Source organism: Mucilaginibacter sp. UYNi724, from assembly GCF_054057495.1.
The window spans coordinates 32,743-46,456 of record NZ_JBSRZI010000014.1; the positions used below are offsets into that span (position 1 = coordinate 32,743).

Sequence of the window (13,714 nt, forward strand, 5' to 3'; positions counted from 1 at the left end):
TCATTATCAACAGCTTTATTATATTTGCCACGGCTATCACCGCATAGCATTATTATATAACACATGGCAAAAAAGAAACCTGAGGCCGAGCAAAAACCGGCTGTAGTAACTGAAACATCCTTAGCATTTTTCGAAAAATATATTAACAACCCCTCGCCTACCGGTTTTGAATACAAAGGCCAGGAACTTTGGTTGGAGTACCTGAAACCCTATATAGACGATCATTTTGTTGATAATTATGGTACAGCTGTAGGTATAATAAACCCACAGGCCGAGTATAAGGTGGTAATTGAGGCACACGCCGACGAGATCTCGTGGTATGTGAATTATATTACTAACGATGGTTTGATCTACGTTATCCGCAACGGCGGCAGCGATCACCAGATTGCACCCTCTAAACGCGTAGACATCCATACCGATAACGGTATTGTAAAAGCCGTATTCGGCTGGCCGGCTATCCACACCCGTTTAGGCGGCGAAAAGGAAGAAGCCCCAACACTTAAAAACATCTTCCTTGACTGTGGTTGCACCAGTAAGGACGAAGTTGAGGCCCTGGGCATCCACGTAGGCTGCGTAATTACTTACGAGGATGAATTTATGGTGCTTAACAACCGCTACTACGTTGGCCGGGCTTTAGATAACCGCGCAGGTGGTTTCATGATTGCCGAGGTTGCACGTTTGCTAAAAAAAAATAACATTACGTTACCATTTGGTTTATATATCGTAAACGCCGTGCAGGAAGAAATTGGCCTGCGTGGTGCCGAAATGATAGCGCACCGCATTAAACCGAATGTTGCCATTGTTACCGATGTTACACATGATACCGGTACGCCAATGATCAACAAAATTACCCAGGGCGACCTTGCCTGTGGTAAAGGCCCGGTTATTTCATACGCCCCGGCGGTACAAAACAACCTGAATAAATTACTGATAGAATCGGCACAAAAAGCGGGCATCCCGTTTCAGCGCCAGGCATCAAGCCGCTCTACCGGTACAGATACTGATGCGTTTGCCTACTCTAACGATGGCGTACCATCGGCGCTGATATCGTTACCGCTGCGTTATATGCACACCACTGTGGAGATGATCCATAAAGAGGATGTGGACAATGTGATCCGCTTGATATATGAATGCTTGCTGAACATAACCAACGGACAAGATTTTAGATACATTAAATAATTTAAAACATTTATACCCAATAAACATTGTGTATAACACAAACACCTACACCCTACTGTAAGAAAGCATGAAACCAACACTATTAATTTTGGCCGCAGGTATGGCCAGCCGCTACGGCAGCATGAAACAAGTTGACGGTTTTGGCCCTAATGGCGAAACCATCATCGACTATTCTATCTACGACGCTATTAAAGCAGGCTTTGGAAAAGTGAGCTTCATTATCCGCGAGGAATTTGCGGAACCGTTTAAAGCCATATTTGAGCCTAAATTAGCAGGACGGATCGAAATTGATTACGTTTTCCAAAACTTTGACCTGGAGCCATTTGGTATCAGCGAAAAAATTGAACGAGCTAAACCATGGGGTACTGCCCACGCTGTTTTAGCTGCACGTAACCAGGTAAACGAACCTTTTTGTGTGATAAATGCTGACGATTATTACGGTTACGATGCCTTTGAAAAAATGGCTAAGTTTTTAACTACCGAAGTTGCCGACGACAAATACGCTATCATTGGTTACCAGATAGACAAAACCTTATCTGACAATGGAACCGTATCTCGCGGTGTTTGCGCGGTTGACGATTACGGCAACATGACCGAAGTTACCGAGCGTACCGAGGTTTATTTTAAAGAAGATGGCAGCGTAGCTTATAAAGATACTACCGGCGAGCACCCTTTAGCAAACGACACCCGTGTATCTATGAATTTTTGGGGCTTTACCCCGGCCGTGTTTGGCCAGAGCGAAGAACTTTTCAAAAAGTTTGTTGCGGCTAACAAAGAAAACCCTAAATCAGAATTTTTTATCCCATTGGTGGCTGATGATCTGATCAAAAGCGGCACGGCATCATTCAAGGTTATCCCAACCGCTACTAAATGGTTTGGTGTGACTTATAAAGAAGATAAGCCCATCGTTCAAAATTCGATATCAGAACTTGTTAACAACGGCACATACCCAACTAATCTTTGGAGCTAAGCTAAACCGCTAATTTTAAAAGGTCCTGCCATGAAAATGGCAGGATTTTTTTGTTACTCACCCTCCCGCCTTTATGTAACTTTCTTATTACATAGCATATTCATGGATATTTAAATTTTCTACCTAAGTAAATAGTTAAGGCGCTTATCTATATTTATATCCTTAACTATTAACATGAAACTAAAACTATCACTCCTGCTGGTACTTGCGGTCGTTTATGCTGCCGGGGCATCGGCACAAACCGCCAACATCTGGAAAACCGCCAAAGCCGGTGGTTACACTTACAAATATGTAAGCGGCGACCCAACCAACTCGCGCTTTTACACACTTAAGAACGGCCTAACCGTAATACTTAGCCCCACCAACAAGCAACCACGCATCCAGGCATACATTGCCGTAAAAGCGGGTAGCAAAACAGACCCGGCCGACCACACTGGCCTTGCCCACTATCTGGAGCACATGATGTTTAAGGGTACCGATAAATTTGGTTCGCTAAACTGGGCAAAAGAAAAACCTTTATTAGACCAGATAGACGAACTTTACGAGCAATACAACTCTACCAAAGACGAGGCTAAGCGTAAAGAGATCTACAAACAGATAGACAAAACATCGGGCGAAGCGGCAAAATTTGCCATTGCCAACGAGTACGATAAAATGATGGCAGCCATGGGCGGCCAAAACAGCAATGCCTTTACTTCGTTCGAGCAAACGGTTTATACCGAGGATATCCCAAGCTCGTCTATAGATAAGTTCCTGGCTATGCAGGGCGAGCGTTTCCGGGCGCCGGTATTGCGCATCTTCCATACCGAACTGGAGGCTGTTTACGAAGAGAAAAACCGCGGATTGGACAGCGACCCAAGCAAAGTGCAGGAAGCAATGTTCGAGGCATTGTTTCCGAACAATAACTATGGTAAACAAACCACCATTGGCACTATCGATCATTTGAAGAACCCGTCGTTAAAGGCCATCCGCAAGTACTATTACAATTACTATGTACCAAATAACATGGGGGTTATTTTATCGGGAGATTTTAACCCCGATGTGATGATAAAAAAGGTAGAGCAACACTTTGGCTATATGAAAACCAAGGCTACCCCAGCATACACCTTCGCGCCGGAGGTGCCAATTGCCGCCCCTATCCAGCGTGATGTGTACGGCCCTAACCCCGAGAACCTGACCATTGCATACCGTTTCCCTGGCGCAAGCACACGCGACGCACGTTTATTGAGCCTGATGGGTTCGTTATTAATTAACGGCAAAGCCGGCCTGTTTGACCTTGACCTTACCAAGAAACAAAAACTGCTTAGCGCATTTGCGTCGGCAAATACTTTGAAGGATTACAGCGTTCTTGTGTTACGTGGTACACCGGTTAAAGGGCAGTCGTTAGATGATGTAAAGGCTTTAATGCTGGGCGAAATTGACAAATTGCGTAAAGGTGAGTTTTCTGACGACTTGATCCAGTCTATCGTAAACAACTACAAAAAAGGCAAGATAGAGCAGGACGAAAGCTATAACCAACGCGCCAGCAACCTGATGGACGATTTTACGTCGGGTGTAGATTGGCGTACGGATGTAGCGTCGATTGCCGAACTATCTAAAGTGACTAAAGCACAGATAGTGGCTTTTGCCAACAAGTATTTAAAGGATAATAACTTCGTGCTCGTTTACAAACATCAAGGCGCCGATAAAAACATCAACAAGGTTGATAAACCAACCATCACACCTGTTGAGGTGAACGCTGGTGAGCAATCGGCTTATGTGAAAATGATCAACGCTATGCCGGCCAACCCGGTGCAACCTGTTTGGCTGGACTTTAACAAAGATATACAGCGTGCAAAAGCAGGCCCGGTTGATGTACTCTCGGTACAAAATAAAACCAATGCCATTTTCCGCCTGTACTACCGCTACGATATGGGCAGTTGGAACAACAAAATGCTGCCAATTGCCGCGCAGTACCTGCAATTCCTGGGCACGGATAAACAATCTGCCGAGGATATCAGCAAAGCATTCTACAAATTAGCATCAAGCTTTAATTTCAGCGCCGGTACCGAAAACTCTACCATAAGTATAAATGGATTACAGGAAAATTTTGGTGCATCGGTTACCTTGTTTGAAAATCTGTTGGCAAATTGCAAGGCAGATGATAAAGCGCTTGCCGGCTTAAAGGCCCGCCTTAAAAGATCAAGGGAAAACCTTAAACTGAACAAAGGCGCTATTATGCAAGGTTTGGTAAGTTACGCCCAATATGGTGCGCAAAACCCGTTCAACAATGTACTTAGCGACGAGGAAATTGAAAACCTTAAAGCCGAAGACCTGGTAGCCCTGCTACATGGTTTGGTAAATTACAAGCACACCATATTATACTACGGGCCGCAAACAGCGGTACAGGCGGGTGCTACTTTAGCCAAATTGCATAAAACACCCGGCTCCTTTATGGCCTACCCTGCTATGAGAAAATTCACGCGTGTAAAGGCTGATAAAAACACCGTGCTGTTCGGCAACTTTGATATGGTACAGGCCGAGATACAATGGGTGCGCAACGAGGACGCTTATAATGTAGATAAGGCACCATCTATAGAGTTATTTAACAATTATTTTGGTTCGGGCATCAGTTCCATCGTATTCCAGAATATCCGCGAATCGAAAGCGCTGGCCTACTCAACTTACGCGTTTTATTTGGAGTCGCAGAAGAAAGAAGATGATAATACATTTGTAGGTTATGTGGGCACACAGTCAGACAAGATGAACGAAGCCATCATCGCCATGAACGAATTGCTAACCAAAATGCCCGAATCGGCAGAGGGGTTTAAATCTGCTAAAGAAAATATCCGCAAATCGATAGAAACAGAGCGCATTACCCAGGATGGTATCATTTTCAGCTACCTGGCGGCACAACGTAAAGGTCTGAATTATGATGCCCGTAAAGCAACTTTCGAAAAAGTGAACGGTATCAGTTTTGCAGATCTTAATACATTCCACGATAACGAATTAAAAAGCAAACCATACACTTACTGTATAGTAGCATCAGACAAACGCGTTACCGATGAAGATCTAAAAAAATACGGCGAATTAACCAAGCCGGATATGAAGCAAATCTTCGGTTATTAATTACCAATAGAAAAACGGGGTTGGGATTGTTTTCTCAACCCCCCGTTTTTAACTGTAAAGATTTTTTTATAATATTATTTTAAACCTTATAAATTTTACATTATCTTAATATCGAATTAAGATGCGTTTACGTAATCATCTTACCCGACCAATTATAATGAACAAACTGGCTATGGCATAAAAAGGGTTTTTTAGCTTTGCCCAACCTAAAAACTTAAAAAGTTATTTATTCAATTAACGTTTAATGAGCCTGGGGGTGTATATTAAATAACACTAAGCAAACCATTTCCTAACATTTAACGTAAGTACAACAACTACCAGAAATAAATTTGAGCCATACAGCTAAATCCCCCAGCACACATTGCCCTAAATGCGGCAATTTATTTCATCACCAGTTACACAGAAGCTGGGTGGTAAAAACTTTTCTATTTTTTATTCCATTAAAAAAATATTTTTGCGCTAACTGTAAGACAGCAAGATATATAGTTAAAAAAGCAGATTAAATTCGCTTAACATTCTTTTTGGTATAAGTATTGCTCTGTGAATAATTATAATACAAACGATACTTAGAAGATACGTAATGAGAAGGATATTAGCTGTTGACGACGATCACGATATACTGGAAGTACTACAATTTATACTGGAAGATTCGGGCTATAAAGTAGACACACTTTCTGACGGACACAACTTAATGGCTACTATACAGGAAAAACATCCCGATCTTATTCTGCTTGACATAATGCTTGGCAATATGGACGGACGCGAACTTTGTAAAGATGTTAAGAGGCAGCTAAGCACCCACAACATCCCGGTTATTATGATATCTGCAAGCCACAATGTTAGCGCTACGCTTAACCATGAAAACGGCCCCAATGATTTTGTAGCCAAACCATTTGATATCAATGTATTGCTTAACTCCATTAAAAAACAATTAGCAATGTCTGCAGCAGCTTAAGATGCTTTGCGTTTAATCCCAAGTTCAAGTAATTCGTTCTCTACTTTATCATTCCACAAGCTTTGCTTGTAATTATCTATACCGTGTGCTGTTTCGGTATCATACTGTTTTTGCAGTTTGTTCATTTCTCTTAAGGCATCAAGATACTCCATACTGATAATAGCGTCATAAGTATCTGGCGTAGGCTTTTCGGCAATTATTCGCTGCTTATAGTGTTCGGCAACCAACCTGGCAATGTCAAAATGCCTTTGCTCGTGGTTCAAGCTGGTCGCGGTTTTTGATGAAGGGTTTACCCAGCAAGCACTTTTAGGCGCGTAAACCTTCATGGCAAAAGTCATCAACACCGTTCCTTTCTCTATTTTTGAGTGTTCTTCATACCCCAAACCTGCAAATATCTCTGCACCATGCCGGCTGTTACTGGCTGCTTTACCACGAAAATCCACCCATTTAAGCGGCCGGTTTACACTATAATATATCGTATCCCCCTCGGCAGATTCGTTATAATCAGTAAATGTAATTTTAAAGGTTTTAGCGAGCTTGATATTGCCATCAGCCTGGGCATCCATCCAGGTGTTTAAATAAGTAAGGCAATTGCTTAAGGCACTCCGTATCAAAGGTTCTATTTGCTGCGCAGGGCCTGCTTTATGCTGGTAGGTTGTAGTGGTATTATAATCAACCAAGTGCACCGGGTCCTCCCCTTTTTGCAGGTAAAACGATACCGACAATTTCAACTGTCCTTTAACAGCGCCTGTTCCTGCAGGCATTTCGGTCACTTTCAAATTGTTTAACTTCACAATTACGGGGCGCAGGGTTTTATTAACCGGCAGGCTGTATGCTACAAAGTTTTTAATAGCCGCAATGCCTCCTTTTAAGTCTATTTTATAAGCGGCCTCAGGCTCGCCTGCAACATTTGCAACAGGTTGCAACTTGCCAATAATGGTGTTATCCACGCGGCCATCTTCAACCGCTGCTACATAAAATTCTTTAGGGGTGATTTTAAGCGCCTGGTTTTGCAGGATTATATAAGAGGTGGTTTGGGCGTTGGTCTTAAACGATGCAAAACACCATATTAAACCCCAAAGCCATAATAACCGGCAGTACTTTTTTAACATCTTATCAATCAAACGCTACGGGTGCCTAAATATTTTTCTACACAGCTATCATTCATATATCACCGCAATAGGGTCTATTAGCGCATCTATTTAAAGTTTTCCACAGCTATACCACGGTTGTATTTAGTGCCGTTTAAAAAAAAGGCTTATCCACATTTGTTAATTACTAATGTGGATTGCATTTTTGCGTTTAGCTAATTTAGCACCCATCATTATTGCGCTTTATGATCAAACTTAGATACATCACCTTTATTGCACCGGTGCTTTTGGCCCTGCCAACACTGGCGCAGCAAAATCCATCATTCCACACAAACCGCATTTACCAGAATGCGAATAACCTGCTGGCAATGGGTAAATACGCTGCCGCCGCCGAGCAATATCGCCTGGTTGAACAAACAAGATTAAAAACCGGCCAGCAATCAAAATTCGAGTCGGAGTTATCCCAGCTGAAAGAAAACTCGCAATATTACGAAGCCCTTTGCGCGCTTGAGCTGGGTAACGATGATGCAGAAAGCATGTTTTCCCGTTTTATTAAAGAACACCCCGAAAATCCTTTAGCTAAGCTTGCGTATTTCCAGGTCGGTAAATCGTACTTTAAACAGGGTAAGTATGCCGAGGCCTTGGTTTGGTTCAATAAAGTTGACGCTGTGGACCTGAACGGCGCGCAAAATACCGAGTACAAATTCCGCAAGGGCTACGCCTACTTTGTAACCAACGATTATAAGAACGCGCAACTGCTATTTGGCGAGGTGAAGAACAAACGCTCGCCTTTTACCGATGATGCTACCTACTACTTCGCCTACATAGCTTATCTGAATAAAGATTATCACCTGGCGTTGTTAAACTTCGAGAAGCTTAAAAATTCTAAGAAGTACGAAAACAGCTACCCATATTATATTACTGCCGTTTATTTTTTAGATAAACGCTATGATGATGTTATAAACTACGCTATCCCTATCATCAATAGCACCAAGCAGCAAAACGAAACCGAAATGCTGCGTATTATTGGTGCATCATACTTTGCAAAGGGAAACTATGATAAGGCGGTTGAATATTACAGCCGCTTTGAAGACCAGGACCAGGGCCGCACCCAAAACACGCAGGACAGCTACCAGATAGGTTATGCCTATTACAAAGTAGGCAACTATGGCAAGGCAGCTACCGTGTTAGAAAAACTGGTAGCCCAAAACGATAACTACAGCCAAAGCGGCAGCTACACGCTTGGCGATGTGTTCCTGAAAATGAACAACAAAGAAAGCGCCCGTAACGCTTTCCGTACCGCCTCAAAACTAACTTATGATAAGCAATTACAGGAAGATGCCTTGTACCAATATGCTAAACTATCGTACGAACTCGATTTTAACAACGAGGCACTAATAGCAACCCGTGCATACCTGAAAAATTACCCGCGATCTACCCGTAACGATGAGGTGAAGATACTTTTGGGCGAGGCGTTGCTTAACTCAAAAAACTATAAGGAAGCGGTAGAGATATTGGAACCTATCCCCAATAAATCCCAAAGCGCGCAGATAGCTTACCAAAAAGTAACCTATTACCGTGGGTTGGAGTTTTATAATGAACGTGCTTTTGAAAACGCGATAGGTATTTTCCTTCGCTCGCTAAAAAACCCGGTTGATACCAAGGTACAGGCCCTAACACTTTATTGGATGGCCGAATCTATGTACGAGGTAAGGAAATATACCGAGTCGGTAGAAAATTTTGAGGCGTTTTTGGCGATGCCGGAAGCTAAACAAACGGATGTAGCCAACTTTGCCAACTACGCGCTTGCCTATGCTGCATTTTACGATGAGCAATACAAAAAAGCCGCTACTTACTTCGAGAAGTTTTTGCGTGGCGATGTTAAAGACCAGGCAACCGAGAACGATGCTATAAGCCGTTTAGGCGATAGTTACTTTGCCATGAAGAGCTACGGCAGCGCCTTAGAAAATTACGACCGTATTATTGCCCGCCACAGCCAGGGGCAGGAATATGCCTTGTTTCAGCGCGGCATAATCCAGGGGTTACAAAACAACCCCGATGCTAAGATCAGCACGTTGAACAGTTTATTAAGCCAGTTCCCAAATTCGGATTACGCGGATGATGCTTCTTTCGAGATTGCTTACGCCTACTTCCTGAAAAATGATGGCGACCGTGCAAAAGCCGACCTGAACGCTATGATCGCTAAATACCCGCGCAGTAGTTATATACCGCGCGCCTACACCACTATCGGTTTAATTGATTACAATGCCGGCAGGGATGACGAAGCTACCAACGCGTTCAAAAAGGTAGTGTCAGACTATTCATCGTCTGATGAAGCCAAACAGGCTTTGAAACAGGTTGAAAAGATTTATACCGATAAGGGTGATGCGTCGTCGTTCCTAAACTACGCCAATTCTACCGCTATTGGCAACTACACCACATCTGAACAGGAAGGCATTTTGTACACCGCCGCAAACAACCTTTACCTAAAAGGCGACTGGCAGGGAACCGTTAATGCAGTAGGCGCTTACTTTGATAAATTCCCAACCAAGCAGATCTACGAAAAACAATCACGCTTTATTCGTGCTCAAAGTTTAGTTAACCTCAACAAGGGCGACGAAGCCGTGCTTGACTACAATGTAATATTAAACGACTGGACAAGCGCTTACAGCGAGAAATCGCTTATCAGCATGGCTAAGTTGTACATGGCCCAAAAGAAATACAACGATGCCATTGTATTCCTGAAAAGGTTGGAAACCAACTCGGAATACAAAGCCGATTACAGTTTCGCAGTGAACAACCTGCTGTTAAGTTACTCGCAGATAAACATGCCTGACGATGTATTGAAGTACGCTAAACTGGTGCGTGATAACGAAAAATCATCACAGGAAGATAAATTTAAAACAGGCCTTTACGCAGGTAAAGCTTACCTGCAACGTGGCGATACCAGCGCGGCAATAAAAGAACTAACGTACACCGTTACCAACACAAAAACCATCGCGGCAGCAGAAGCCAAATATAACATTGCCAATGTAGAATATTTGCAAGGCAAGTACAAGGCATCGCAAAAAACCTGTTTCGACTTGGTGAAGGATCTGCCTAATTACGATTACTGGGTGGCAAAAACGTACATCCTGTTAGCTGATGATTACCTTGGCTTGAAAGATACTTACCAGGCGAAAGCAACCCTGCAAAGCATCATAGACAACTACAAAGGCAACGATGATATTTTGGATATAGCCCGCCAGAAAATGAACGTGCTGGAGCCGCAAAAAGCGAAACAAGAAACCATTAAACCTGTAGAAACTGCCCCGGCAGAGAATAAACCTACAGAAGCAGCCCCGGCAGAAACAACGCCGGCAACTACAGAACCAACCAAACAGGAAAACAAAGAACAATAGAACAAGACAAGCAATGACTAAAAGACACACCATAACACTGCTTACCTTTTTAACGGTATTCTTCTTTGTTCCTGCCATGGCGCAAACAAAGAAACCCGCGAATAAGAAACAACCTGCAAAAACTACAACTAAGCCCGCCGCGAAAGCTAAAGCACCGGCTAAAAGCACTACGGTGAAAAACGCAGGCGCGAAGAACCTTGGCGATGCAGCATCTAAAGTAGCGGTGGCAGATACCACCAAAAAAGCCGGGCAAAACAACCCGGCCAACAGCAGCCTTGCCGAGGAGATTGTAGTTACTACATCTTACAAACCGGTATTGGCAGAGGCGGTAAAAATTCGCCGCAATCCCGATCTGGAAGATAAAACGCCATATAAGGCACCCTTAGCCTATGCCCCGTTAGACAAAAAACTGGCACAGGATAACAATATCCGCCAGTTGGATGCCATGAAAAGGCCGCATGAGCAAGATTCGGTACAAACCAATAACTATGCAAAGGTTGGTATCGGTAATATGAAAACTACTTTTGGCGAAGCTTACTTTGGTAATGGTAAAGACCAGGCACTGCAAGTTGGCGGTTATCTGAAACACTTTGCGCAATCGGGCTCATCGCTTGATAAGCAAAACGACAGCCGCCAGGAAATAGGCGTATTTGGTAAAAGCATTGGTGCCGAAAACACGCTTACCGGCCGTATCAATTACAAACGCCATCAAACGTATTTCTACGGTATAGATCAGGATAACCCACCTGTGGATTTTACGCCCGGCAAACAGGTATTTAATACCATTGGTGCCGAAGGAGAGATAGCCAAGAACTTCAAAGACGAAGAGAACGCTTTTACCTACGCGGCTAAGTTTAAAGGCTACATATTTAACAATGCCTACAGCGCAAAAGAAAGCAACGTTGTAATCAGCGGTTTTTTAAATAAAACCATTAAACAGTTTTACGCGGGCTTAAGCGCATCGTTAGACCTTGGCACACAAAAAGATGTACTGTACTCGCAAAGCAATAGCATTATAAGGGCAAACCCTTACATTAAGTTCCAGGGTGAGAATTATAAGATAGACGCGGGCGTTAACATCGCCAAAGAGTTTGGTTTTTCAGACCGTTTCTTCATTTTCCCGGCTGCCAAGCTAGAGTTTCAGGTAGTGCCGAAATACGTACGGCTATTTGCAGAAGCAAAAGGTGATGTAAACCGCGCATCTATCAAAGAACTAACGGATGTTAACCCATTTTTGGGCGAGAATATCAACCTGGTAAACTCCGTTGATAAACTGGACATTACCGTAGGTTTAAAAGGTACGCTTGCACCGGGCCTTGGCTTTAAGGCGGCCATCTACCGCAACAGCATCAAAAACCTGCCGCTATTCGTAAATAATTTTGCTACAACGTTTAACAAATACCAGGTTATATATGACAACGGCGATGCACGCGTAAGCGGCTTTAACGGCGAGCTTGACTTTAAAGCAAGCGAAGACGTGAACGTTTATGGCCGCGTAGAGTTTAAAGATTATAAAATGGCGAGCGAAGCCCAACCATGGAACCTGCCTAAATTTATATTAACCGCAGGTACAAGCATCCACATAAATGATAAGGTTGATATAAACGGATCGCTAATGTTCCGTGGTAGCACGCAGGATCCATTATTGGTAACAGGCAGCACACCGGCGGCACCGCAATACACAACGATCAATTCGTTTGCTGATCTGAGCGGTGGGGCTACGTACAAAATAAACAAACAGCTATCGATATTTGTGCAGGCCAATAATATCTTGAACGCAAGCAGCAAAACATGGGTTTACTATCCAAATTATGGGTTTAATATATTCGGTGGCATAGGCTACGCGTTTTAAGCTTTTTGATGTTTTATAATTATCCGTACTTTTAGCGAATGGATGTAGGCAATTTTATAAGCGACTTGCTGGCTCAACATGGTGATGTAAGTGTGCCGGGCCTGGGCTATTTTGCACATACCCGCATCAATGGCCATTATAACGAACAGGAGGGGAAAATGTACCCGCCTGCCTACAGCGTGCAGTTTGATCCGCAGCCGGTGCAAGACGAAACGCTGGCGCAATACATGGCCGATAGAAAGAATATATCGCTGGCATCATCAAAATATTTTACCGAAAAATACATCAACAACATAAAATTGCAGGCGCAGGCTGAAGAAATTGCACTGGCAGACCTTGGCTGGTTTTATACCGAAGGCGATCAGCTTTACTTCCGCCCAGGTAACGGTATAAGTTCCGACCTGGAGTTTTTTGGGTACGAACCGATAAGCCTTTATAAATTAGGGACAGAACCTATACCAACAGCATCTGTTTATTCTACCCCGGCACCTGCCCCCACTGAGGAGAATCCTATTGCTGCCCCGCCGGTGGTTGCAATGCCTAATTCTGAAGAGCCGGCAGCAGATGGCTACCGCTACGAAACTGATGAAGAACACGAAGCTTACTTGGTTGACCTGACCAGGAGAAAACGCCGAAACACAACTATTACATTTGTTGTTTTAGCTATAGCTCTTACAGCGGGCGCAATCTATTTAGTTACCCGTTACGATCCAACTATATTTAACCTGGAAGCGCCTAAACCAATGCATACAAAATCTGCAGCGGTTATACCGGCCAGGGCAGATACACTTACCCCGGTTGATACCGCTAAAAAGGTTGTAAAAGAAGATAGTACATCTACCGCTGTAATACCATCTTTAACAGATACTATTACCAAAAGCGCACCAATTACAAATACTAAAATTACAGGGCCACGTTATGAGATACTGGCCTCGGCATTTAAAACTATATCAAAGGCAAACATGGAAATTGCCCGGTACCAAAAGATGGGCTTCGAAGCCCACATTGCAGAAGGTGTACCCGGCAAAAAGCACAAGATATCGTTGGGTACCTACAGGACAAAAGCGGAGGCTAAAGCTGCTATGGATAAAATTTTAAACACCGGTAAAATAAAATCGAAAGACGTTTACATACAACCAATCGGCCTAAAATAAATAG

At 43.4% G+C, this 13,714-nt stretch carries 8 protein-coding genes; 7 read left to right on the forward strand and 1 reads right to left on the reverse strand.

Annotated elements, in window-relative coordinates:
- The first annotated feature begins 63 nt into the window (after positions 1-63).
- The 4 genes from ACVW0P_RS17905 (at position 64) to ACVW0P_RS17920 (ending at position 6,212) form a co-directional block, all read left to right on the forward strand.
- Entirely contained in the window at positions 64-1,179 is a 1,116-nt protein-coding gene (locus ACVW0P_RS17905) for a M42 family metallopeptidase (RefSeq protein ID WP_457133275.1), read from the forward strand.
- A 67-nt stretch (positions 1,180-1,246) separates the two neighbouring features.
- Entirely contained in the window at positions 1,247-2,149 is a 903-nt protein-coding gene (locus ACVW0P_RS17910; protein WP_457133276.1) for a nucleotidyltransferase family protein, read from the forward strand.
- Between the two features lie 174 nt (positions 2,150-2,323).
- Entirely contained in the window at positions 2,324-5,257 is a 2,934-nt protein-coding gene (locus ACVW0P_RS17915) for an insulinase family protein (RefSeq protein ID WP_457133277.1), read from the forward strand.
- A 580-nt stretch (positions 5,258-5,837) separates the two neighbouring features.
- Positions 5,838-6,212, forward strand: a complete 375-nt coding sequence (locus ACVW0P_RS17920; RefSeq protein ID WP_457133278.1) for a response regulator — start codon at positions 5,838-5,840, stop codon at positions 6,210-6,212.
- Here ACVW0P_RS17920 and ACVW0P_RS17925 read toward each other — a convergent pair.
- Positions 6,209-7,324: a DUF922 domain-containing protein gene (locus tag ACVW0P_RS17925; RefSeq protein ID WP_457133279.1), complete on the reverse strand. Its 1,116-nt coding sequence runs from the start codon at positions 7,322-7,324 to the stop codon at positions 6,209-6,211. The two genes, ACVW0P_RS17920 and ACVW0P_RS17925, sit on opposite strands and share 4 nt — an antisense overlap.
- A gap of 224 nt (positions 7,325-7,548) precedes the next feature.
- On the opposite strand from ACVW0P_RS17925, the gene ACVW0P_RS17930 reads away from it, so the two are divergent.
- The 3 genes from ACVW0P_RS17930 to ACVW0P_RS17940 are packed head-to-tail and all read left to right on the forward strand — an operon-like array spanning position 7,549 to position 13,710.
- Positions 7,549-10,704: a tetratricopeptide repeat protein gene (locus ACVW0P_RS17930; protein ID WP_457133280.1), complete on the forward strand. Its 3,156-nt coding sequence runs from the start codon at positions 7,549-7,551 to the stop codon at positions 10,702-10,704.
- A gap of 13 nt (positions 10,705-10,717) precedes the next feature.
- On the forward strand, positions 10,718-12,556 hold the full coding sequence (locus tag ACVW0P_RS17935) for a hypothetical protein (protein ID WP_457133281.1): 1,839 nt from the start codon (positions 10,718-10,720) through the stop codon (positions 12,554-12,556).
- Between the two features lie 38 nt (positions 12,557-12,594).
- The gene (locus ACVW0P_RS17940) at positions 12,595-13,710 is read left to right on the forward strand and encodes an HU domain-containing protein (RefSeq protein WP_457133282.1); all 1,116 of its coding nucleotides are present in this window, start codon (positions 12,595-12,597) and stop codon (positions 13,708-13,710) included.
- Positions 13,711-13,714: the final 4 nt, after the last annotated feature.

What these genes read in the sequence shown, in the direction of transcription:
- ACVW0P_RS17905 (WP_457133275.1), top strand. Translation starts at nt 64, where the DNA reads ATGGCAAAAAAGAAACCTGAGGCCGAGCAAAAACCGGCTGTAGTAACT.
- ACVW0P_RS17910 (WP_457133276.1), top strand. Translation starts at nt 1,247, where the DNA reads ATGAAACCAACACTATTAATTTTGGCCGCAGGTATGGCCAGCCGCTAC.
- ACVW0P_RS17915 (WP_457133277.1), top strand. Translation starts at nt 2,324, where the DNA reads ATGAAACTAAAACTATCACTCCTGCTGGTACTTGCGGTCGTTTATGCT.
- ACVW0P_RS17920 (WP_457133278.1), top strand. Translation starts at nt 5,838, where the DNA reads ATGAGAAGGATATTAGCTGTTGACGACGATCACGATATACTGGAAGTA.
- ACVW0P_RS17925 (WP_457133279.1), bottom strand. Translation starts at nt 7,324, where the DNA reads ATGTTAAAAAAGTACTGCCGGTTATTATGGCTTTGGGGTTTAATATGG.
- ACVW0P_RS17930 (WP_457133280.1), top strand. Translation starts at nt 7,549, where the DNA reads ATGATCAAACTTAGATACATCACCTTTATTGCACCGGTGCTTTTGGCC.
- ACVW0P_RS17935 (WP_457133281.1), top strand. Translation starts at nt 10,718, where the DNA reads ATGACTAAAAGACACACCATAACACTGCTTACCTTTTTAACGGTATTC.
- ACVW0P_RS17940 (WP_457133282.1), top strand. Translation starts at nt 12,595, where the DNA reads ATGGATGTAGGCAATTTTATAAGCGACTTGCTGGCTCAACATGGTGAT.